This is a genomic window from Candidatus Bathyarchaeota archaeon, assembly GCA_026014735.1.
Lineage (GTDB): Archaea > Thermoproteota > Bathyarchaeia > Bathyarchaeales > Bathycorpusculaceae > Bathycorpusculum.
Window position 1 is genome coordinate 730433 of record JAOZHT010000002.1, and the last position, 20972, is coordinate 751404.

Genomic DNA, 20972 nt, shown 5'->3' on the forward strand with positions numbered 1-20972 from the left:
CGCCTTCATGGCGGCTGCCTAAACCCTCTTAAACAGCCAAACCAGAAGTACCCGATATGAAAACCAAAATTGACCTCGACAGCTGGCCCAGACGCGACTATTACCGCTACTTCGGCAGCTTCGATGACCCCTTCTTCGGCGTCGTAGTGAACGTTGACTGCACCCGCGCATACGAACGCTGCAAAAAACAGGATTGGTCCTTTTTTGTCTACTACCTATACGCTTCGATCAGGGCGATTAATCAGGTGGAGAATTTCCGCCTCCGCATCATCGACGGTGAAGTGTGGCTTTTCGATAAGGTGCATGCCAGCAGCACGGTTGGGCGCAAAGACGGAACATTCGGGTTTGCCCTCTTTGACTACACAGAGGACTTTATGCAGTTCAGAGCCACTGCCGAGCAAAGAATCGCGCAGGTTCAAGAGTACCCGGGCTTACGTGTTGACCCAGATGCTAAACGAGTAGATGTTGTCCATTACACTGCGCTTCCATGGTTTAGCTTCAGCGGCTTTAAACATGAGAAAAGCATACGCTGCCAGGAGAGCATCCCCAAGATTGCCTTCGGAAAATACTTTGAGTCAAACGGGCGCAAGCTGCTGCCGATTTCGATTAACGCAAACCATGGTTTACTCGACGCATACCACATTGGCAAGTATCTTGAGCTTTTCCAGGAAGGACTCGACGCTTAGCTTAGGGCGCTTTTGAGGAAATCCGCCAAATCCACCGCTTCAATCTCCGAGCCACAGTGCTCGCATATCCGAAGTGAATTCATTGTGGTTTTGTCGCTTATCTTTAGTTTACCTCCGCAGTGGGGGCAACGGAAAATCGCCACTATCCCGCCATCCTTAACTTGCTGTAGCAACGCGTTTAGGTTTATGGAGACATCGGTTTTTTTAATGAAGATATGGCGGTCTCTCTCCCGTAGTTCTCTGGCTTTATCATACATTCGCAGTTCCTCAAAGATTTTAGCGGCATCTTGGGTTCTGCCGCATCTTTCAAGGTTCTGCGCTAGGGTTAACTTGGCTTTGTTCCGGAATCCCTCGTACATCCAGTAGGGTTTTCCAGTGGAGTCCCAGTATGGAAAAGCAGGATACTTGGGCGATTGAATTTGTATGGAATTGTTGAGTTTTTGAGTTAGCCCTCGAGAGATAGCGGGGCTGCTTCGTGATGCTGCATTTGAGACAGCTTGGTTCCATAGCCATAGAACTTTGCCAGTGAAGCCGGAAATATCCGTTCCGACATCATCTGTGGGGTAGGCTTGCACGGTTAACCAAAAATTGTTAAAGCATACAATTGAACAGAAACCTGCATTGTCATATGCTGCTGGTTTTGTAGGGTCCTCCATCTGGGTTTTGTATGTTAAGGTGCCACCCCATTGGGGGACGCATTTGTTGCAGACTGTTCTTCCGCACCACGAGCATTGCTTGGTGGAAACGCTAAAGAAGGAGCTTGCGCCGCATGTTGGACAAGTACCCATCAGTATCGACCTATCTACCTACCGTTTACCCGATTATGTTGTAGTCATCTGTAAAATACTTTGCAGATTAAAAATTCCGATTTAAAATATATTAAATGTGTTTGCTTTTGAGGGCTCTTCATGAACAAACCCTGCTTCTTGTTTGATGAACAACAGGTCTGCTGTGTGGGGTTTTGGAAAAACCTTCTTATGTTAAGGATGCGAGTATTCTTTTCTGAGAGGGGACGATGGTTAGTTTCCCAGCAGTTAAGCAACGTGAAGTCATAGGCTTAGCTGTATTGCTTGCCCTCGCCGCCTTAGTTAGGGTTCTGTTGTATCCTCAGCAGGGTTACCCGATTGACACGAACTGTTTCACCTCATGGTTTAACACCGCTGCCACCAGCGGCATCCACTCCTTCTATCAGGTAACCTGGTCTGATTACCCGCCCTTCAACGTCTACATCTTCTGGTTCTTCGGCTCCATAGCCAACGCGGCATCAAACGCAGGGATAAACGCCGTAAACATCGTTAAGCTTGTCCCAACCCTCTTTGACCTCGCCACAGCCATCCTGATCTACGTGTTTATGCGTAAACAGCTCGGCGCCAAACAAACCCTCATAGCCACGGCGCTATACGCATTCAACCCCGCCATAATCTTCAATGTTGCGTGGTGGGGCCAATTCGATGCCATCTACACCTTCTTTATGCTTCTCAGCCTCATGCTTGCCCTAAAAAAGAAACCAGAACTCGCTGCAGTCATCTTCGCGGTTGCTTTGCTCACTAAGCCACAGGGCATCGCGCTGCTGCCTCTGGTTGCATTGGTAATTTTCCTTAAAGACGGCGCCAAGCGCCTGTTAACCTCCATCGGCGCGTTTGCTGCAGCCCTTTTCCTGCTGATTCTGCCCTTTGACTGGGCAGGTAACCCAGTGACTTTCCTTAGCAACATCTACTTTGGCGCTTACAGCGGCTACCAGTTCACTTCGATTAACGCGTTTAACATTTGGGGGATGTTTGGCATGTGGGTGCCTGACGGTAACCTCTTCATAGTCGGTTGGGTGCTGTTCGGTTTATTCGCCGCATTCTTCTTGTACGTCGCCTACAAGCGGTTTAAGGTGGACGGCGACTCGATTATCCTGTTTTCGGCGGCGATGATGTTTTTTGCCTTCTTCATGTTACCCACCCGCATCCATGAACGCTACCTATTCCCGGTGCTAAGCGTTTTGGTGCTGCTGTTTATGCTCTACAAGAAAACTCGGCCGCTTTACATCGGGTTAACTGCGACGCTGCTGGTCAACGAAGCCTACATACTCTACTGGCTTAACGTTTCCTACCCTAATGCTTCACCTAGCCTCTCCGGCGACCCCGTGGTTGTGGCGGTAAGCATTATTAATTTAGCTCTATTCTTCTATGGCACATTGCTCATGTGGAATGAGCTGAAAGGACGAAGCTGGCTATCCCCCTCTAAACCCGAGTCAGATTCGCCCAGCCAAAACCAACCGAGAGGTGACCCGCCAAAGTGAACTTTCAATTGAAAATAACCAAAACCGACATCTTAACCATGGTTTTGCTCTCCGTGGTCTTCTTCGGCTTGGCAGTTTGGAATCTAGGCGAGACTCAGTATCCGTTATCGAATTGGGAGAGCACTACGCCGCAGAGTTTCTATGTGGATTTAGGTTCGCTTCAGCAGGTGCATGACGCGTTTTTCTGGGTTAAATCCGGCAATGCCTCAGTTAGCGTCTACAGTGGGTCCCCGGGGAACTGGAGTTTTGTGGGCAACTACTCGTTAACTGACCGGGGCACGGATTACTCGGTTCAGAACTCATTCTCGCTTAACGTGGAAACGCAGTATCTGGAATTCAACGTTAATCCCGTTACCTATGATTCGCAGCCGATGTTCGCGAACTGGGGCGTAACCAACCCCACTGACCAGGAGCCCTCGCCCTACGCGCAGCTCTCAGAAATCGGCCTAGACAACCCCGACCTCCAGCAGATACCAATCGTGGGCGTCACGGGCATAAACGGCACAGACGCAGCCCTCTCCGCCCTTGCGGATGAGCAGAACTCGCTTGAGATACCGCCCACCTACATGTCCAAAATGTACTTTGACGAAGTGTACTTTGCGCGGTCCGCGGAAAACTATGTGAACCACATGATACCCCATGAGCGGACGCATCCGCCGCTTGGCAAACTCATCCAGGCCGTGGGTGTTGCTCTGGCAGGTGAGACCCCGTTTGGATGGCGCATCATGGGCGTCATATTCGGCACGCTGATGGTTCCCCTGATGTTTCTCATAGCCAAGAAGCTCTTCGGCACCTGGATAGGCGGCTTCTCCGCGGCGTTCCTCTTCACCTTTGACTTCATGCACTTCACCATGGCCAGGATAGGCACCGTGGACACCTACGTGGTGTTCTTTTCGCTGCTTACCCAACTGTTCTTCCTGATCTATTTTGCACGGGTCATCAAGGACGGCTGGAAAACCTCGGTTATTCCGCTGTTTTTGGCCTCTGTATGCGCTGCGTTGGCGTTCTCCACCAAGTGGTTTTCGCTCTACGGAGTCGTAGGTATGATTGCGCTGCTTTTGGCTCTGCGCCTAAAAGACGTGGCTAAACTCAAAGCCAGCCTCCGCGAAAGGTACGTGGCGTTCTTTGACCATCCCTTCCTGCTTATGATCGCGTTTGCCGGCGTCTTTGCCGCCATATACTTCGCCACCTACATCCCCGAGATGCTTATGGGCAACTCGCCAGTCACCATCTATAACCTGCAGAACGCCATGTTTGGCTTCCACTCGGGCAGCGTTGTGGATTCCTCCGCGGCGCCCTGGTGGAGCTGGCCCTTCATGTTCCGCCTCGACGGCGTCACCGTGCCCAAATGGTTTGACATAACCTACAATTTACCCAACGGTACCCTCTCAACCATCTCGGCCTTCGGCAACCCCGTGGTTTGGTGGGTGGGCTTTGGCGCCATGGTTTTCCTCGCGGTTGAAGCCTTCCATGTGGAGGCGTTGCTGTCGAATCTGTGGAGCCGCATCAAAAAAGGCGCTGCACAAGTTAGCATTCGGGGGCAGGGCTGGGATGCAAGCGCACTCTTCATTGTGGTGGTGTTTCTGTTCTCTTGGCTGCCCTACGTTTTAATCGGCAGAGCCACCTACATCTACCACTTCTACCTCTCTGTGCCCCTGCTATGCTTAGCCCTAACGTATTTCATCAACAAGTACTGGCATAAACCCGAAGGCAAAGCCGCGGCCATAGCCATCTTCGCGGCGACTGTGGCAATGTTTGTGCTCTTCTACCCTGTGATTTCAGGGGCCCCCACAACATCCGAATACATCCATAACTTGAAATGGTTCCCCAGCTGGTTCTTTGCGCCATGACACCCAAACACCAAGCCCCATCTGCAGTCGAAGTTTCAGTGGTGCTGCCTGCCTACAACGAAGTCACCTATCTGCAGACGGCGGTAGAGAAGGTTATGGCGGCGCTTGATGCCTTCACAGGTTCCTATGAAATAGTGATCGCCGAGGACGGCAGCACCGACGGCACCGCAGAACGCTCCAAAGAACTCGCGGAGAAATACGGCTGCGTGCGGCATATCCACCGCGAAGCCAGGCTGGGACGAGGCACAGCGCTTAACAATGCTTTTCGTCAGTGCCAGGGCACATTTCTGGTTTACATGGATTTGGATTTAGCTACTGACCTGCGTTTTCTGAAGCCGCTGGTAGAAGCCCTCTCCGTTGAGGGATATGATTTCGCGACGGGGTCACGTATGATGCCTCAGAGCCTCGCTGAACGCAGCTTCAGCAGGGGACTGAGCAGCAAAAGCTACAACTTCCTTGTCCGCCACATGCTGGGCTCCAAGCTCCGTGACCATCAATGCGGTTTTAAGTCATTTCGACGCGACAAACTGCTGTCTTTGCTTGGCGAAGTGGATGCGACGCATTGGTTTTGGGATACCGAAGTGATGGTTCGGGGCTACGCGCATGGCTACCGCATCAAAGAGATCGCGGTTGAGTGGCATAGCGGCAAAGGCACCAAAGTGAATCTTGCCAAGGACAGCTGGAACATGTTCTGGCAGATAGTTAACTTGTGGTGGACGCTAAAAGTTAAGAAGAAATAGCTATCGTTTCGACAGCAGCACAAAGGCTCTTGCGACGAGAGCTAACCCGAAGATTAAGATGACGCCGGCCCAGAAGACGAACCATTCGCTGGCAATCGACATGTTAACCAGGTATGCAGTGACCAGGTAGCTTGCGCCCAGCCAGAACACGATGTTCTCTATGGTTTCCGCTGTCCGCTGCAGGGGCGAATGCATAAAGACCCTCATGAGTAACACGAAAATCTCCAGAATGCCTATGGCTATTGCTATCTGGAAACCTGCTGTGTAGAGTTCTATGTGGGCGGCGGGGTCAAGAGGCGCGGGGAGCGTGATGCCTGTGCCGGGGACGGGGGCTAATGTGAGGGACAGAAAGAAATCGACGATTCGATCCCACAGGCTGCTTGGCAGATGAACGATGTATATGACTGCTATCGCGATAAAGATGCCGCCGATGTAGATGGCAGAAAACAGGTTTTCTTTCCTTTTTTCGGTTAACGCATGACCGCTTCTGGCGTTAATCAACCACTTTTACTCCATCCGAAAATGCGTTATTTGTCAGATATACCTTTCTCTTAAAGCCTCTTGGTGCATGTTTTAAATACTCTGAGCAATAAAGAGTAGTTGGGAAAATCGTATGTCTTATTGTCCGAAATGTGGCAATCCAGTGGAAGACCAAATGGCGTTTTGTCCACGATGTGGAGCATCACTGAAGGGTGCAGAAGCGTCTGCTCAGGCGACGCCACCACCCTACACTGCACAGAAACGCAACGAGAAAGAAGAGAAAAACGAAAAGAAAGAAAAAGAGGAAAACCGCGAGAAACAGGAGAAGGGCGAACGGGGATTCGTGGGTTACCTCATCGGCGGCTTGGTTCTGATAACCTTCGGCTTATTCTCTGTTCTGCAGCTAAGCGGCTACTTTAACAATTCAGCGCAGACCTGGGCAATTATGCTTCTCATCATCGGCGTAATCATAATCGTCGGCGCAGTGTACATGGCGATGATTGCACGCCGCCGCCATCCTGTGCCCCGCTAAAGCAGCCGACCCATAAACATCCGATAGAGCCTGTGCTCAAGAAGCGTCAACGCGTTTTTTCTTCCGAAAACGCGGAAATGGTTTTTTCCTGCAGCTTCAATTAAGTCGCCGATTTCGTAGCGAGGCAGCATACATGAGGAAATAATGAGGCTGCCCCATTCGCCCCGCTCCAGTTCATGCAGCAGCTTGACGCCTCTTCCAGTGGCGACCTCAAAGAGGTAAGCGTCATAGTTGGGGCCGATGTAGGGGTAATCGTCGAGTTGCTGCCCAAACACGCCCTCCGTCGCCGTGTACATCTCCACGATGGGGGCGTCGCCGAAGTATTTTTTGAGGATGGGGCCGTATTTGAACTGGATTTTGCGTACGCTGGTGCAGAACAGCGCCTTCGGCTTCCAGATGTCACATGGCAGTTTGCCGTATCGGCGCTTGATGTATCGGGCAAAGGACAAAATGACGGGGGTGACGCCCATGGTGGCGGTGACGTTCTGGTCTTTCGCCATCTCGTAGACGAGGTCGAATCGGCGTTCCCAATCATGCCGCCCGATGCCGCTGCCGAGTTTATCGATTTCTTCTTGGCGGGGCAGCAGGCTGACGCGGTCAAACATGGGGTTTAGCCGCGCGTAGGTGCCGCTGCTGTAACCGTAGGTCTGCTCTTTCCCATCCACCGTCATCGTATGCACCGCTGAGGGAAAATTGAGGTTCAAAATTACCCCTAAGAAAACCTCGTACTGCTTTTTGCGTACGGCATAGTTGATGATGGCTCTTGCGCCGCAGCTGTAAATCTGTTTGAGGTGGGTTTGGGTGGCGGGAATGACTTTGCTGTGGCCTGTGGAGCCGCGGGTCATCACCCAGCACTGTGGCGGCTCACTGAGGAATGCTTTGTAGCTGCTTTGGCGTACCTGCGTAAGATAAGGCGCCATCGCCTCATAGTTGAGAATGGGGAATCGTTTCTGGTAATCAGCTATGCCGCCGATTTTTTCTGCGCCCAGTTTAGCGCCATAGTCGGTCTGCGCGTACTTAGGCAGCAAATCCGAGAGAACCTGCATCTGCGCCTTCTGGGGGTCCGCGAGGGAATCGTACCAAGGCTGCACATACGGCGAAAGAATGTTGTTTATAGCGTCTGGATCCGGCAACATAGCACTCACAGACTTGATTCTACGAATCTGCTTATATGTTTCTCCACAAATTACTAGCATAACACAGCATTTAGGGTTATGCCATGGTGGACTCCATCGAAGTAATCGCCGAAAAAATCATCAAGCTCCAAGTTCAGGGCGCCAGAAACGTCGCCATCGCAGCCGTACAGGCCCTGCAAACATTGGCGAAGCAAACCCAGGCTGCCACCAAACCGGAGTTCCTCGTTGAACTCAAAAAGGCACAGACTCTACTCTACAGCACCCGCCCCACCGAGCCACTGATGAGAAACGCACTACGCTACATAATCACCCAAACCCAAAACGAACCCGCCCAAGACATCGGAACCCTGCGCGGCGTGGTTTCCCAGAGCGCCAGCATCTTTCTGCGGGACCTGTCTGCCTCAAGGGAACGCGCCGCCGAAATCGGTGCTAAACGCATCGGCGAGGGCTCAGTCGTTTTTACCCACTGCCACAGCTCCACTGTCACCCGCCTGCTCGCCAAAGCCAAAGAGGACGGCGTGGATTTCCGGGTGGTCTGCACCGAAACACGCCCAGCATATCAGGGCAGAATAACCGCCAAAGAACTCGTCGGCCTCGGTATAGACACCACCTTCATCGTGGATAGCGCCGCACGAACCTTCATGAGTGACGTCGACGTGGTTTTTGTGGGCGCGGACGCGATAACCAGCGAGGGCAACGTGGTGAACAAAATCGGCACGGGGGGCATCGCGGTTATCGCCAGTGAGGCTCGGGCGCCGTTTTATGTGGTTTCCGAGTTGCTAAAGTTCGATGCGGAAACGTTGGGTGGCGGATGCGAAGAAATCGAGCAGCGCAGCCCCAGCGAGGTCTGGGCAGAAGCTCCGCCGCAGCTGAAAGTCAAGAACCCCGCGTTTGACGTGACGCCTAACCGCTACATCCACGGGTTAATCTGTGAAGAAGGCATCATTCCCCCGCAGGGCGTGCTGGAAACCGTGCGGAAACGTTACCCCTGGGTGTTTTAGTGGATTCTAAACCTAAACCTGAAATGGACACGGATTTCTGCCGCAACTGGATTGGTGACCGAAAAAGCAAGCATTGCCGCCTCTGCGCCGCCCCCGGTGCACCTTGTTTTGCACTTTGGGAGGCAGTGAAGGCTCTTGCTGCGCGGAATCTTGTTCTTGTTAATCCCAAGCAGGGACACCGTTACCGACTGGAGCCGCCTAAACGCAGCCCCATGTTAATTTACATCCAGACGCTTCAGGATAAGGGAGCGCATTTTGGGTTGCCCATCGAGGATTTCCTCTACGTTGCCAAGACGGGGCGGGGCGGGATGTATATGACGCCTTCGCGGACTAAGCAGCAGCCGTTTGTGGATTTGATTTTGCAGCAGATAAGCAGCGACCCAGCGGGCGCGGGGCTTGTTGGGGCGGTGAGGTCGATTCCGCAGAAAAACAGGTGAATCGGAAACCGGTCATATGTGTCCTGCCCGTTTTGTCTATTTATAGGGGGGAGGGAGGTGGTGGTTGAACAAACAGACGTTTGGGGTATGGGGAAGCGTCAGCTGAATCTATGCATCGTCTTAGTTTAGGGGCAACTGCACAGTTCCTGTACTTAAAACGCTGCAGCTGCCTAACCTGTCAATGGGGTTCTTAACATCTGCTGGGTTTTTTGGTTGCCTAAGCTGCTTTTGTTGAGCCTATAAATAGAGGGGGGGTAGAGCTGGCTGAGCAACAGACGTTTGCGCACGATCTGTATTTGCGACTAAACTTTTGTTGTTCTGCTTGTGGCAGACTGCACAACCCGCCTGCAATGCCCCTTAACGCCCGTTTCTGAAATGCTTTGTTTACCATAAGCCGCGGGATGTTACGGTTGTGTAAAGAGGGGTCCCACAACAACTATACAAGACAGTTCGCGCCAGACCTTTAAGCTCCTACTCCTCCAATTTACAGGCTGCAAAACTTTTTGGATTCAGCCAAGAAATTTAAATACCTTTACTGAATAAAGGAAACGCAAGACCTCCAATGGCTACTTTACCCCAAATATTCCAGCAGACATTCCAGACAAGCCTATCTAACGGCGAAATCATGGCTTCCCTAGTAATTTTTGCAGTCGTCGCTGTTGTGGGCTGGGCGGCATACTTGGTTGTCAGCAGATACGTAAGCCGCTTAACGTTGAAGACAGAAACCACACTTGACGACGACATACTCGCCGCAGTCAAAGCCTTCATAATCATCATGATTGTGGTTTTAGGCATCGAATATGCCCTCACGCCCCTCTCGTTCCTTAATCCATACAGCGCGACCCTGAACGGAGTCTTTCTAGTCATCCAAATCATGATGACCGCGTTCGCCGTTACACGTGTCTCAAACATTATAATCGACTATTCCGCCAGCCGAGCCGTGAGTACCAATGGAAAAAACAACAATCACCTGTTCTTTCTGCTTAAAAAAATCCTGCAGATAGTTGTTTTCGTCTTCGCAATCCTCATCATACTCTACGTCTTCAATGTTGACCTTTCAGCTGCTATAGTCGGCTTAGGCGTCGGAGGCATCGCCATCGCGTTTGCTCTACAGAGCACGCTTAGCGACTTCTTCAGCGCATTCTCAATCTACTTTGACCGCCCCTTCGAAATTGGGGATTTTATAACCGTCGGCGACTACAGCGGCACCGTTACGAATATCGGCGTGAAATCCACCCGTGTCAAGCTGTTGCAGGGAGAAGAATTAGTTATTTCAAACAAGGAACTTACCAGCGAGAAAGTCCGTAACTTCAGAAAGCTGGAAAAACGAAGGGTAACTTTCACCATCGGAGTAACCTACGCCACGAAGGTTGTGAAGCTTAAGCAGATTCCCTTCTTAATCAAAGACATAATCGAAACTATTGACCGCGCCGAGCTTGTTCGGGTTCACTTCACAGAATACGGGGATTTTAGCTTAAAATTCGTCATTGTCTACTACGTGAACTCCTCAGACTACGTTGAGTACCTTAACATACAGCAGCAACTGAACCTGGGCATCAAAGAAGCTTTTGAGCGCGAAGGAATAGAGATGGCCTTCCCAACAAACACCATCTACCTCAAAAAAGAATAGGGAAAGAACCCTTCTGTTTTATGCGCCTACTTGAAGGCAGCCTCAATTCTGCGGCAAGCCTCGGCTATGCGTTCTTTAGGCTGCGTAAAAGTTATCCGCACATAGCCCTCGCCATGCTGCCCAAAGCCCACGCCCGGAGTCACCGCGACGCCTGCATCGAGCAGTTTGGTGGTGAACTCCATGGAGTTGCCTTTGCAGTTTACCCAGACATAGAAGGTGGCTTTAGGCTTCTCGCATGGGTAGCCTAGCCGGGTCAGGGTTTCTACGAGCAAGTCGCGGCGTTGCTGCATTATCTGGTTGTTTTGTCTGAGGAACTCGGGGGGTTCGCTGCTTCTGTAGCTGCCAAGGGCCTTAACGGCGACTTTTTGGGTGTAGACTGGCGGACCCGAATCAATCTGCGACTTCACCTTCGCTAAACCCGCCACCAACTGCCGATTGCCCACTGCAAAGCCGATGCGGTCGCCGGTTACATTGAAGGTTTTGGAAAGCGAATGAAACTCGATTGCCACATCCATGGCGCCCTCGATTTCCAATATGCTGGGTGCGCGGTAGCCGTCGTAGGTAATTTCGGAGTAGGCGTTGTCGTAGCAGAGGATAATGTTGTTTTCTTTAGCAAACTCAACGGCTTCTTTGAGGCAGCGATGATCCGCGGTGGCGGCGGTGGGGTTGTTAGGGTAGTTTAGGTACATCATCTTGATGCGTCTGGCATCAACTGATTCGAAGTCGGGGCGGAAACCGTTCTGCTCCAGCAGCGGCAACGGAACCGAGACGCCGTCGCAGAGGATGGCGCTGCCGTTGGCGTAGACGGGGTAAGCGGGGTCCGGCACCAAGACGCGGTCGCCGATGTCGACGAAGGCGCGGGCGATGTTTGCCAATCCCTCCTTGGAACCCAACAGCGCCACCACCTGATCGTTGGCGACGTCGACGCCGAAGCGGGTTTTATACCAGCCGGAAACGGCGGTGCGAAAGTCAGGTTCGCCTTGGCTGAAGCTGTAATTGTGGTTTTTGGGGTCAGCGGCTTCCTGTTTTAGGGCATCCACCACGAAGGCGGGCGGCGGCAAATCGGGGTCGCCGATGCTTAAAGAGATGAGGTCTATGCCCTGGGCTTTCTTTTCTTTTTGGATTTTTTCGATTTCCGCAAACAGATAAGGCGGTAACCGCTTGATTCGTTCTGCATACTCAAAGCTCATATGTGTTCCTCGAATAGTGTTGCCTGATAGACTTTTTCGGCTGCTCCGCACAGATACAGGGTGTCGCCGACTTCAACCTGCAAATCGCCGCCCAACACATGCACGGTAACCTTATCGCCTACCTTACCGAGACGATGGGCCGCCGCCACCGCTGCGCAGGTTCCGGTGCCGCAGGCTAAGGTTTCTCCGCAGCCCCGTTCCCAAACGCGGACATTTAGTTCACTGCGGCTCTGCACCTGGACAAAGCCAACGTTAACTCTTTTGGGGAATGCCTTGTGGTTTTCGATGAGGGGCCCAATGGAGTAGACGGGGAATAAGTCGAGGTTTTCGACGAAGGTTACGCAGTGGGGGTTCCCCATCGAAAGGCAGGTTACATGGTAGGTTTCGCTGTTAACCTCGAGGGGTTGGTCTATGCAGGTGCCTTCGCCGGTCATGGGAAGTGACGAGCGCTGCCAGCTCGGGGCGCCCATGTTAACTTTAACCGATACAACCACGTCGCCGTTGAGGGTTAGCCAAACCTGCTTGATGCCTGCCAACGTTTCCACCGAGAACGCCTCTTTCTGGACGACGCCGTTTTCGTAGCAGTACTTGCTAAAGCAGCGTATGCCGTTGCCACACATCTCTGCTTCGCTGCCATCCGAGTTGAAAATCCTCATCTTCACATCCGCAACAGCTGAGGGGTAAACCAGCAAAAGCCCATCTGCACCCACGGAAAAGCGTCGTTCACAGAGCTTCTCAGCATACCTGCCAACCTGTGCGTCACTGATTTGCTGGCTGCGGTTATCGATGACTATGTAGTCGTTGCCTAAACCATGCATCTTCCAGAACTGCATTAGACTTCACTCTGCATCCGCTGATTAGCCACTAAATCCTTAAGTTGCTCACGTTCCCTAACCACAACTGGCTTGCCGCCTCGAATCATCAACTCTGCGACGCGTGGACGCGAATTGTATTGGCTACTCATGCTGTAGCCGTAGGCTCCAGCGTTAAGCACCGCTAAAACGTCGCCCTCATGGATTTCGGGTAACTGACGGTCTTTGGCAAGCAAGTCACCTGACTCGCAGATTGGTCCCGCCACGTCGCAGGTTACCTTTTCTGCGGCGCCGAGCTTGTTGGCGACGAGGATGGGGTGGTAGCTGCCATACATCATGGGGCGAGCAAGAGTGTTGAAGCCTGCGTCTACCCCTATGAACATGCGGTTAGGCGTCTGCTTTACGGTGTTCACGGTCGTTAACAGAATGCTTGCGTCGCCGACGAGGTAGCGGCCGGGCTCCACAAACAGAAAGGGCTTGCCCAGTCCGTACTCCTTGACTTTGCCCTTAAACATCGAAACAACCTTGCTTGAGAACTCCGCTAAATCCAGCTCCTTATCCTCGGGCTTGTAGGGGATGCCTAAGCCGCCGCCTATGTCAATGAACTCAAAGTCAATGCCGACTTCTTCATGGACGCGCTTAGCGATTTTCAGCAGCTTCTCCACTGCGGCAACATAAGGTTCAACCTCAAGGATGCCTGAGCCAATATGCATATGCATACCGAAGCGTCCCACGCGGGCACGCTGAGCGATGGCGTAGGCTTGGATGACTTCTTCTTCCCAGAGGCCAAACTTGGATTCGGCGCCTGCGGTGATGCAGTGGCTATGGTGTCCTGCACCGATTTCGGGGTTAACGCGGACCGAGATGATGGGGGGCACCGAGATCTTGAGGAGGCGATCCAGCTCTGATTGGGAATCCACGTTTATGGTTACGTTTGCGTCTGCAAGCATCTTAAGTTCGTCGTCTCGGACGCTGGTGCCCGTGTAGAGGATGCGGTCGGGACTGAAGCCGGCGCTGAGTGCCAGAAAGACTTCTCCGGGGCTCACCGTATCAAGGTATGCGCCTTGACTGTGCAGTATCCGCAGCACGTTCAGGTTCGTGTTTGCCTTAGCTGCGTAATAGATGCGCACATACTTGTAGTTGTTAACTAAGGCGCCGTAGAGTCGGTCGTAATTGTCTCGGATACGCTTCTCGCTAAGCACATAGAGTGGAGTATCGTACTTTTCTGATAGCTCCAAAGTGGAGCAGCCATCGAAGTAGAGAATACCTTTTCGCTCTTCGAGGGGTTCACGAAGTTTTTTCTTTACCATGCGCAATCACCAATGAATAGAAGGGGCCACTAAGCTAAGCCTTTAGCTACATACAACTCCGCGCTAAGGATGCCTCCGCCGGCTGCGCCCCGGACAGTGTTATGGCTAAGGCACATGTACTTTATAGTCATGATTGGGTCCTTTCGAATTCTACCCACCACCACACTTTGGCCGCATCCTGCATCGCGGTCAAACCTTGGCTGAGGACGATTCTTTTCGTGACGCACGATTATGGGCTGCTGAGGAGCAGAGGGCAACTTGAGCCGCTGGGGTTCACCTTGGAAGCTGGTGAATGCCGCTTCAACCTGATCGATGGAGGGTTCCCTGTCGAGTTTAGCGAATACCGATTCGAGGTGTCCGTCTTTGACGTTAACGCGGTTGCAGCTTGCGGTTGTCTTGAAATCAGCGGACCTTATTTGCGTGCCGTCGAATTCGCCCAGTATCTTGTTAGCTTCAGTTTCCATCTTGTCCTCCTCACCGGAGATGAAGGGAACAACATTGTCGATGATGTCAAGCGAAGCCACGCCCGGGTAACCTGCACCACTGAGCGCCTGCATGGTGGTAACCATCACCTGCTTAATCCCGAACTGCATAAGCGGCGCTAAGGTGAGGGCAAGGCCGATGGTGCTGCAGTTGGGGTCGGTTGTGATGAATCCCTTCCAGCCGCGTTGCTTCTGCTGAACCTTGATAAGTTCAATGTGGCCTGGGTTAATTTCTGGGATAATCAAGGGCACATCCTTGTCCATGCGGTGTGCGCTTGCCTTACTGAAAACCGGGTACTTTGCCCCGAATTCGTTCTCGGTGGGGCCAGCTAAATCGCCCGGCAATGAGGTGAAGACCAAATCAAAGTCGCCTATCTGCTCACAGGACTTAACATCTATGTTAGCCACTGGCATCTCGGCGATTTCCTTAGGTAACTCGGTTTCCATCAGCCAGGTGGCGGCGTCTTTGTATTTTTTGCCTGCGCTCCGCTCAGAGGCGGCTAGCACTGATATCTCAAACCAGGGATGGCCCTGCAGGAGCTGGATATACCTTTGTCCAACGGCGCCTGTTGCGCCTAAGATGGCGACTTTACGCTTATTTGACATTCCACATTCTTCCTTTGTCGGTTTTTCTTTATTGCTTCTCCAATAAAAAAGTTAATGGTATTTCGGGGTTAAGTTAATCCCAGCACATCAGCCATAGTGTACACTTTAGGCTCGGTTTGCCTGCTGACCCATTCCGCCGCATACACGGCGCCCTGAGCAAGCACGTTCCGCGAGAACGATGTGTGCTCGATGCGCAGCATCTCATTGGGGCCAGCCACAACTAAGTTATGGATGCCTGCAACGCCGCCGGCGCGCATCGCAGTGATTTCTAGCTCCTCAGGTTGGCGCGGGCTAATTCCTTCCCTGCCCGATACGGTTCTGCTGTAACCACGCACGTTTGCGATGATTTCGCCGAGTTTCTTGGCGGTGCCGCTTGGCGCATCCTTTTTGCCCGTATGGTGGATTTCGCTTATGCTGAAGTCGTAGCCAGCGGGGAAGGCGCCGAGTTGCTCTGCAAGTTTGAAGAAGATGTTAACGCCGACGCTGTAGTTAGGCGAGAACACCGAGGGAACCTTGCCTAAAGCCGCCACAATTTGCCTGTTCTGTTCCGACGTGAAGCCTGTGGTGCCCAAGATGATGCGTTTGCCCAAATCCGCAACGAGGGGAATCCCCACGATGTCAGCGGCGGGCGCGGTGAAGCTAACATATACGTCGGCGTCCTGCACTGCCTGCGTTAGGTTCTCGCAGCTCTGAATATATGTGTCGAGGTGAAATCCAAAGTCGCTGAGGCATCTGCCGACGCAGGGGTTGCTGGGGGCTTCGGTGGCGCCGACGATTTGGTGGCCCTTAGCAAGGGCTTCAGCTATGATGGCTTGCCCCATTCTGCCTGCTGCGCCTGCGACGCAGAGCTTAACCATACGTGAGTCCCTCAGTGAAACGGGGATTGATGAGGCGATCATTGATGTCTACGTCGAAGCTTTCGCCTATGGGGTCAAGCACCTGCGGGTTGGCTTGGTAGACCTTGCGTGCATTCGCCAATACAATTTCAAGGCCCGCCTTAGTCATTTTACCCAGCGGTTGCCTGCAGGGCCCCGAGGGCATGCCTAAGACGTTCATGAGGGTCTTGAAGGGCAATGGATTGCGTGCTTTGCAGGCAACGGGGCCGTAGGGGGTTTCCTCCGTGGTCTTCACAGTGACCAAGCTGAAGAGGGGCTGAAGCGCCTGCGCGATGACGGCTGCGGCTTCCTCGTTGCCGTCTAGGCAGTAATGCACCATATCTGAAACTGCCTTTGGAGCCACATTGGAAACCACCGATATGACGCCGCTTGCAGCTATATCAGGCGAAACCATCATAGTGTAGGTTTTGTCGTCGTCTCCGCTAAGGATAGTAAAGTTTTCTCCGCAGAGTTTACGGGTGAGCTCCATGTTTTTGAGGTCGCCTGTTGCTTCCTTGACGCAGCTTACGTTAGGATACTGGCTGTGCAGGATAGCGAGGTCCTGGGGGTAAAGCTGCGTGCCGGTTCTGCCGGGGATGATGTAGGGGATAACTTGGGTTTCGGGGAACCGCTTAGCGATGGGTTCGATGTATTCCCGCCGGATTTCTATGCTGCTGGGTCCGTTGTAATAGGGGTCAACCAGCAACACGGCGTCGACGCCTGCTTCGTGGGCGTGCTCGGTGCCTTCAAGGGCTTCCTGGGTGCTGTTGCTGCCTGTTCCGGCGATGGTTATGCAGCGTTTTTCGGAGTCTTCGTTGACCATTTCGATGACTTTGCTGTGTTCTTCCCATTGCAGCGTGGGGCTTTCGCCGGTTGTGCCGACGGCTAGGATGCCTGCTGCACCGTTTTTTATTTGGAATTCTACCAGTTGTGCTAGTCCTTCGTAATCGACGTGGCGATTACTCTTCATGGGGGTTATTAGGGCTGTGTAACATCCACTGAATGTTGCCAATTTTGTTTCCTTCTGTTAGGTGGGGAACTATTGGGGAATACATATTTAAGTATTACGTTTTACAGATATTTTTTACGAAAAACGGAAAAAAAGCGGCTGAAACATGAAAAACAGCAACCAAACAAAAGTTTTCCGCACCGCCAAAACGCCTAAGGCGCAACAGAATAAGCCGTGAAAACCCCATCATAGCACCCATAAATCCGACGCAAATACCCCAGCGCATCCTCAAGACTAACCGCCGAAGGAACCACCGACCGAAAATTATCCTCCCGAATCACATCCCCCAGCCTCCCCGACTGCGTCGCCACAACCCTCAACTCAAGCCGAAACCGACCACACAGAAAAACCGCCACATCACCCCGCTGCGGATTACCCCTCCGCACATCCACCGTTTTTTTACCCTCCTTAAGCCACAGGTAAACTTCCTTCTTCGCCAGAAACGTCGGCACAGCAATCCTCCTGACCATCTTGGTTTAGGCTAGAAAATAAACATTCGGTCAAAAAACGAATGGCTGCGCAGGGCCTTCGATTGGCAAGCAGGGCAAAGCTTTGATGTTTCGGAAGCAGTAGTAATGCGTTTCACTTAACGGGGTTAAGTACTTAAGGGGGTTAAGTGACGACCATCATTTAATGTACAGGCACTGCAGGCAATTATTTTGCGGCGCCAGAATAATAGAGGTGTGGTGGGCCGAGCCGGACTTGAACCGGCGACCTTTGGCTCGTAAAGCCAACGTCCTAACCAGGCTAGACGACCGGCCCACGCGGGTTTGGACGCTTGGTTTTTAGGTGCCATAAACAGATGGCAAGGGTTAATATTAGAATTATGTTTCCGGGCGTGCCTATCTGGTTTTGAAGAGCGCATGAAACAGGTAAACGATGCCGACTGCGTTTATGGCTACCCGCACCACATTAAGCCAGACCTCATAGTAAATAATAATGCCTACACTCGTGCTCAGCGTATAAATGAGTACAAACAGGGCGAATGCTACCCCCCACTTCTTGGTGGACAGCAAAGCAGGAATCGAAATCACCCAGAGCCCGATTTCTATCCAGTTATTGAGGTCCTGCCAGTCGCCGCTTAAAATCAGCGTTGCCATCAAAACGATGTTTATAACCATCCATGCCGCTAACGCGTAGAGCACCGCTGATTTTTTAATTGCATTTGCCAAAGCTTATCCTCAACGCCTATTTGCGCAGGTTTCCATATAACCCTTGCCCCGCGGATGAAATGGTTTGAGGGGGTTTTGGGGAAATTTAATAATGCCGTAGCCTGACACGGTATAGCGGGAACCATAATTGGGCATACATTACTTTGAGGCTGCCATCCGGGAACACATCCAGCTTATCGTGGTCCTCGCCGCTGTCCTTATCGTTTACTTATCCATGGGAACCTACATTAACTGGGACGCCAAAACAGAGTTCGAAGCCGCTACAAGCGTGGTTAAGATGGGGTTCCCCTATCTTTCCAGCGGCTTAATCATCAATCAAGCCCCCTTAGGCTTCTACCTCATCGCCCCCGTGCTGCTGATATCGGGCATATCGTATCCCAACGCAGTCGGCTTTGTAACTGCATTTGGATTAGGCTGCGTTGTGCTCGTTTACGTTTTAGGCACTTTGCTGTATGGAAAAAAGACGGGGCTGGTTGCAGCGGCGCTCTTCGGGCTGGTTCCCTGGCACGTGTTTATGTCCCGAGTCTACCTTATCGATGCGCCCTGCCTGTTTTTTAGCTTGCTCTTTTTGGTGTTTGGGGTGTTAGCGGTGAAACAGAACTCTCAGAGGCTGATTGCTGCCTCAGGCTTCTTCTTCGCGTTAGCTTTCCTCACTAAGCTCTTCGCGGTTTTCTTGGCGGTACCCCTCTTGCTTGCGGTTATGCTGCAGCGAAAAGAGGGCTTCAAGCTAACCCCCAAGAAGGCACTGATTTTTCTGGCGCCCTCGTTTATTCTTCAGGCAATCTGGTACGGCGGCTTTGCTAACCAGCATTTCTTCGGCGTTTACTTCCCAACCGACTTCATACATCCAGTAACCATCCCTGACCCCTCCTTGGTGTATCTGCCACGGCTCTTTGTCGAGAGCGCAGGATGGGTTTTGCCTGTCGCCGCCACGTTTTCTCTTCTCCTGGCGATTTATTTTAGGCATATGATGCCAAAGGCGCTTCGGATGGACCTGCTCTGTGTCTTCACCATCTTGGCGGTTGCCGCCGTGGATTTGGTTTTGGTGTTTGGTCGGGGATTGCTGGTGCCCTACGTTAGCGCCTTCAAGTATACCTATGCTGCACTGCCGTTTCTATGCCTGCTCGCGGCGTCCCTAGCGGATAAAGCCGCGGTTCTGTTTGGTTCAGGGGGGCAGCGATGGCTAAAGGGTCTGCTTGCCGCCGGGGGGTTGCTGCTGGTGTTTGCCTCGCTGTTTGAGAGCACCGCTTTTCTTAACCACTCTGAACCCTACCCCCTGATTGATTTTAAGGTCGACTACGTCGGGCACTACTTCCCCTTCAACGTGTACACGTCTGTAAGCAGCTACTTCGCCCAGTGGCACTACTTTGCCCTGGCCCTAATCGTGCTGGCGCTGGCTTCCCCCATTGTTCTTGGCGCCCTCAAGCTGCGGCTTCGTTTCACCTCCAGCTAACCGCTTGCGCTTAAGCAACACAAAAATGGCTGCTGAAGAAACCAGCAGAACACTAAGCGAAGTAAACAAGCCCAGATAGCCAAGGGCGGTCGCTAAGATGACGCCGCTGATTATCGGGCCCAGCGTCTGCCCCACATCCATCATGGTGGAGAGGAACCCCAGTGAAGCCCCCACCAACGTGGCAGGCACCACTTCGCTGGCAAGCGGCGACGTGGATGAGAGTACAGTGGCGAAGGAAACGCCGTAGCCGATTGCAAGTAAGAGCAGGATGGGAAACTGGGTTGTGAAGGGAAAGGCGCCGACTAATATGCAGCTTGCCGTGATGCCTGCCAGGATGGGTTTTGTGCGGCCGATGCGGTCTGAGACGCGTCCGATGAGGGGGCGGGCGATGACTAACGCCGCGATTTGGCTGCCTGTGATGACGCCGATGGAGAAGATGTTAAGATTTGCTACGTCGGATAAGTAGCCGACCAAGAAAAACTCTACGGCGCCAAAAACGTAGTACTGGGCGGCTTGAACGAAGCTAACGCCTAAGACTCCGCGGTTGCGTATGAGGGATAACCAGCCGCCAAACATCTTCCGGGTTGACTTCGCCGCAGGCAACTGCTGTTGGGGTCCGCTTCGGTTTTCTGCCAAAAACAGCAGCGAAATCACCAGGGCAGTGACGCCTGCCACCCCAACGGCCAAGTACAAGCTGAAGTAGCTCTGGTTAGTCACAAACAGTATATAGCCGCCTAAAAACGGCGCCAATGCCCTGCCCACTGCCGTGGCGGAGTTAAAAAGTGATATGCGTTCGCCCCGTTTAGTGGGAAACATCTCGGCGATGGAGGCTTCGGCGACGGGGATGAACATGGCGGTTGCGAAGCCATGGTAGAACCGCACAAGCGCCAGCGTCCACCATGTATCCACAAACAGGTACAGGAAGGGTGCTGAGGCAAAGAAGAAGGCGGCAAGCAAGAGGATTTTGCGTCTGCCAAAAATGTCGGAGAGGGAGGCGGCGGGTAAGCTGACGAGTATACCGGGTATGGTTGAGGCGGAGGCGACGATGCCGAGTAAGTCGACGGGGGTGCCTAGGCTGGTGGCGAAGGGTTTAAGCACGGGGTTTTTGGACATGGTGGAGCTGAGGATGGCAAAGAAGCCTATCAAACATATTATGATGAAGAATGCTTTCCGTGTCTTGGTGGCTGCGAGCATACGCATACGCTAACCCTGACACAAATGCTTTGGTTCGCGTATTTGTTGTTTGTTGTATCAAAACTGAGAATGCGATTTATTAGGACAGGG

The 20972-nt window shown here is 52.5% G+C and carries 21 protein-coding genes and 1 tRNA gene; 9 read left to right on the forward strand and 13 right to left on the reverse strand.

Annotated features, from left to right (window positions below):
• Positions 1-56: 56 nt before the first annotated feature.
• Positions 57-686, forward strand: coding sequence for a chloramphenicol acetyltransferase (locus NWE93_09610; protein ID MCW4000484.1), 630 nt, complete (start codon positions 57-59; stop codon positions 684-686).
• Here the strand turns inward: NWE93_09610 and NWE93_09615 are convergent.
• Positions 683-1474, reverse strand: a complete 792-nt coding sequence (locus tag NWE93_09615; GenBank protein ID MCW4000485.1) for a hypothetical protein — start codon at positions 1472-1474, stop codon at positions 683-685. The genes NWE93_09610 and NWE93_09615 overlap by 4 nt on opposite strands.
• A gap of 227 nt (positions 1475-1701) precedes the next feature.
• Between NWE93_09615 and NWE93_09620 the strand changes: the two genes are divergently transcribed.
• Genes NWE93_09620 through NWE93_09630 form a run of 3 tightly spaced genes read left to right on the forward strand, consistent with a single transcriptional unit; the run spans position 1702 to position 5563 of the window.
• Entirely contained in the window at positions 1702-2973 is a 1272-nt protein-coding gene (locus tag NWE93_09620) for a glycosyltransferase family 39 protein (GenBank protein ID MCW4000486.1), read from the forward strand.
• 8 nt (positions 2974-2981) lie between these two features.
• A complete protein-coding gene (locus NWE93_09625; GenBank protein ID MCW4000487.1) occupies positions 2982-4823 on the forward strand; it encodes a phospholipid carrier-dependent glycosyltransferase in 1842 nt (613 codons plus the stop codon).
• Positions 4820-5563: a glycosyltransferase family 2 protein gene (locus NWE93_09630; protein ID MCW4000488.1), complete on the forward strand. Its 744-nt coding sequence runs from the start codon at positions 4820-4822 to the stop codon at positions 5561-5563. Before NWE93_09625 ends, NWE93_09630 begins: the two co-directional genes overlap by 4 nt.
• Here the strand turns inward: NWE93_09630 and NWE93_09635 are convergent, their stop codons facing one another.
• On the reverse strand, positions 5564-6064 hold the full coding sequence (locus NWE93_09635; GenBank protein MCW4000489.1) for a hypothetical protein: 501 nt from the start codon (positions 6062-6064) through the stop codon (positions 5564-5566).
• 112 nt (positions 6065-6176) lie between these two features.
• Between NWE93_09635 and NWE93_09640 the strand changes: the two genes are divergently transcribed.
• On the forward strand, positions 6177-6575 hold the full coding sequence (locus tag NWE93_09640; protein ID MCW4000490.1) for a zinc ribbon domain-containing protein: 399 nt from the start codon (positions 6177-6179) through the stop codon (positions 6573-6575).
• Here the strand turns inward: NWE93_09640 and NWE93_09645 are convergent.
• On the reverse strand, positions 6572-7711 hold the full coding sequence (locus NWE93_09645; GenBank protein MCW4000491.1) for a GH3 auxin-responsive promoter family protein: 1140 nt from the start codon (positions 7709-7711) through the stop codon (positions 6572-6574). The two genes, NWE93_09640 and NWE93_09645, sit on opposite strands and share 4 nt — an antisense overlap.
• Positions 7712-7794: 83 nt before the next feature.
• On the opposite strand from NWE93_09645, the gene NWE93_09650 reads away from it, so the two are divergent.
• From NWE93_09650 to NWE93_09660, 3 genes are all read left to right on the forward strand, one after another.
• Positions 7795-8712, forward strand: a complete 918-nt coding sequence (locus NWE93_09650; GenBank protein ID MCW4000492.1) for an S-methyl-5-thioribose-1-phosphate isomerase — start codon at positions 7795-7797, stop codon at positions 8710-8712.
• Positions 8712-9149, forward strand: a complete 438-nt coding sequence (locus NWE93_09655; protein ID MCW4000493.1) for a hypothetical protein — start codon at positions 8712-8714, stop codon at positions 9147-9149. The genes NWE93_09650 and NWE93_09655 overlap by 1 nt, the downstream gene beginning before the upstream one ends.
• A gap of 562 nt (positions 9150-9711) precedes the next feature.
• The gene (locus NWE93_09660; GenBank protein MCW4000494.1) at positions 9712-10779 is read left to right on the forward strand and encodes a mechanosensitive ion channel family protein; all 1068 of its coding nucleotides are present in this window, start codon (positions 9712-9714) and stop codon (positions 10777-10779) included.
• Positions 10780-10805: 26 nt separating this feature from the next.
• Here NWE93_09660 and NWE93_09665 read toward each other — a convergent pair whose 3' ends face one another.
• From NWE93_09665 to NWE93_09705, 9 genes are all read right to left on the reverse strand, one after another.
• The gene (locus tag NWE93_09665; protein ID MCW4000495.1) at positions 10806-11969 is read right to left on the reverse strand and encodes an aminotransferase class I/II-fold pyridoxal phosphate-dependent enzyme; all 1164 of its coding nucleotides are present in this window, start codon (positions 11967-11969) and stop codon (positions 10806-10808) included.
• Positions 11966-12802, reverse strand: a complete 837-nt coding sequence (gene dapF / locus NWE93_09670) for a diaminopimelate epimerase (protein MCW4000496.1) — start codon at positions 12800-12802, stop codon at positions 11966-11968. Before dapF ends, NWE93_09665 begins: the two co-directional genes overlap by 4 nt.
• Positions 12802-14091, reverse strand: a complete 1290-nt coding sequence (gene lysA, locus NWE93_09675) for a diaminopimelate decarboxylase (GenBank protein MCW4000497.1) — start codon at positions 14089-14091, stop codon at positions 12802-12804. Before lysA ends, dapF begins: the two co-directional genes overlap by 1 nt.
• A gap of 29 nt (positions 14092-14120) precedes the next feature.
• Positions 14121-15179: an aspartate-semialdehyde dehydrogenase gene (gene asd / locus NWE93_09680; GenBank protein MCW4000498.1), complete on the reverse strand. Its 1059-nt coding sequence runs from the start codon at positions 15177-15179 to the stop codon at positions 14121-14123.
• A gap of 68 nt (positions 15180-15247) precedes the next feature.
• Entirely contained in the window at positions 15248-16036 is a 789-nt protein-coding gene (dapB, locus tag NWE93_09685) for a 4-hydroxy-tetrahydrodipicolinate reductase (protein MCW4000499.1), read from the reverse strand.
• Positions 16029-17066 (reverse strand): 4-hydroxy-tetrahydrodipicolinate synthase, encoded by a 1038-nt coding sequence (gene dapA / locus NWE93_09690; protein MCW4000500.1) that lies wholly within the window; start codon positions 17064-17066, stop codon positions 16029-16031. The genes dapB and dapA overlap by 8 nt, the downstream gene beginning before the upstream one ends.
• A gap of 149 nt (positions 17067-17215) precedes the next feature.
• The gene (locus NWE93_09695) at positions 17216-17515 is read right to left on the reverse strand and encodes a hypothetical protein (GenBank protein MCW4000501.1); all 300 of its coding nucleotides are present in this window, start codon (positions 17513-17515) and stop codon (positions 17216-17218) included.
• Positions 17516-17747: 232 nt separating this feature from the next.
• Positions 17748-17825, reverse strand: a tRNA-Val gene (locus NWE93_09700).
• Positions 17826-17905: 80 nt separating this feature from the next.
• Positions 17906-18235 carry a hypothetical protein gene (locus NWE93_09705; GenBank protein ID MCW4000502.1) on the reverse strand — a complete coding sequence of 110 codons (330 nt, stop codon included), beginning with the start codon at positions 18233-18235 and terminating at the stop codon, positions 17906-17908.
• A 127-nt stretch (positions 18236-18362) separates the two neighbouring features.
• Between NWE93_09705 and NWE93_09710 the strand changes: the two genes are divergently transcribed.
• Complete coding sequence (locus NWE93_09710; protein ID MCW4000503.1) at positions 18363-19688, forward strand: glycosyltransferase family 39 protein; 1326 nt, start codon at positions 18363-18365, stop codon at positions 19686-19688.
• On the opposite strand, the gene NWE93_09715 is transcribed toward NWE93_09710, so the two are convergent.
• Complete coding sequence (locus NWE93_09715) at positions 19614-20888, reverse strand: MFS transporter (GenBank protein MCW4000504.1); 1275 nt, start codon at positions 20886-20888, stop codon at positions 19614-19616. The genes NWE93_09710 and NWE93_09715 overlap by 75 nt on opposite strands.
• Positions 20889-20972: the final 84 nt, after the last annotated feature.

Excerpts from the sequence above, each read along its gene's own strand:
- NWE93_09610 (MCW4000484.1), top strand. The coding sequence starts at position 57 with ATGAAAACCAAAATTGACCTCGACAGCTGGCCCAGACGCGACTATTAC.
- NWE93_09615 (MCW4000485.1), bottom strand. The coding sequence starts at position 1,474 with ATGGGTACTTGTCCAACATGCGGCGCAAGCTCCTTCTTTAGCGTTTCC.
- NWE93_09620 (MCW4000486.1), top strand. The coding sequence starts at position 1,702 with ATGGTTAGTTTCCCAGCAGTTAAGCAACGTGAAGTCATAGGCTTAGCT.
- NWE93_09630 (MCW4000488.1), top strand. The coding sequence starts at position 4,820 with ATGACACCCAAACACCAAGCCCCATCTGCAGTCGAAGTTTCAGTGGTG.
- NWE93_09640 (MCW4000490.1), top strand. The coding sequence starts at position 6,177 with ATGTCTTATTGTCCGAAATGTGGCAATCCAGTGGAAGACCAAATGGCG.
- NWE93_09645 (MCW4000491.1), bottom strand. The coding sequence starts at position 7,711 with ATGTTGCCGGATCCAGACGCTATAAACAACATTCTTTCGCCGTATGTG.
- NWE93_09650 (MCW4000492.1), top strand. The coding sequence starts at position 7,795 with ATGGTGGACTCCATCGAAGTAATCGCCGAAAAAATCATCAAGCTCCAA.
- NWE93_09660 (MCW4000494.1), top strand. The coding sequence starts at position 9,712 with ATGGCTACTTTACCCCAAATATTCCAGCAGACATTCCAGACAAGCCTA.
- NWE93_09665 (MCW4000495.1), bottom strand. The coding sequence starts at position 11,969 with ATGAGCTTTGAGTATGCAGAACGAATCAAGCGGTTACCGCCTTATCTG.
- dapF (MCW4000496.1), bottom strand. The coding sequence starts at position 12,802 with ATGCAGTTCTGGAAGATGCATGGTTTAGGCAACGACTACATAGTCATC.
- lysA (MCW4000497.1), bottom strand. The coding sequence starts at position 14,091 with ATGGTAAAGAAAAAACTTCGTGAACCCCTCGAAGAGCGAAAAGGTATT.
- asd (MCW4000498.1), bottom strand. The coding sequence starts at position 15,179 with ATGTCAAATAAGCGTAAAGTCGCCATCTTAGGCGCAACAGGCGCCGTT.
- dapB (MCW4000499.1), bottom strand. The coding sequence starts at position 16,036 with ATGGTTAAGCTCTGCGTCGCAGGCGCAGCAGGCAGAATGGGGCAAGCC.
- NWE93_09715 (MCW4000504.1), bottom strand. The coding sequence starts at position 20,888 with ATGCGTATGCTCGCAGCCACCAAGACACGGAAAGCATTCTTCATCATA.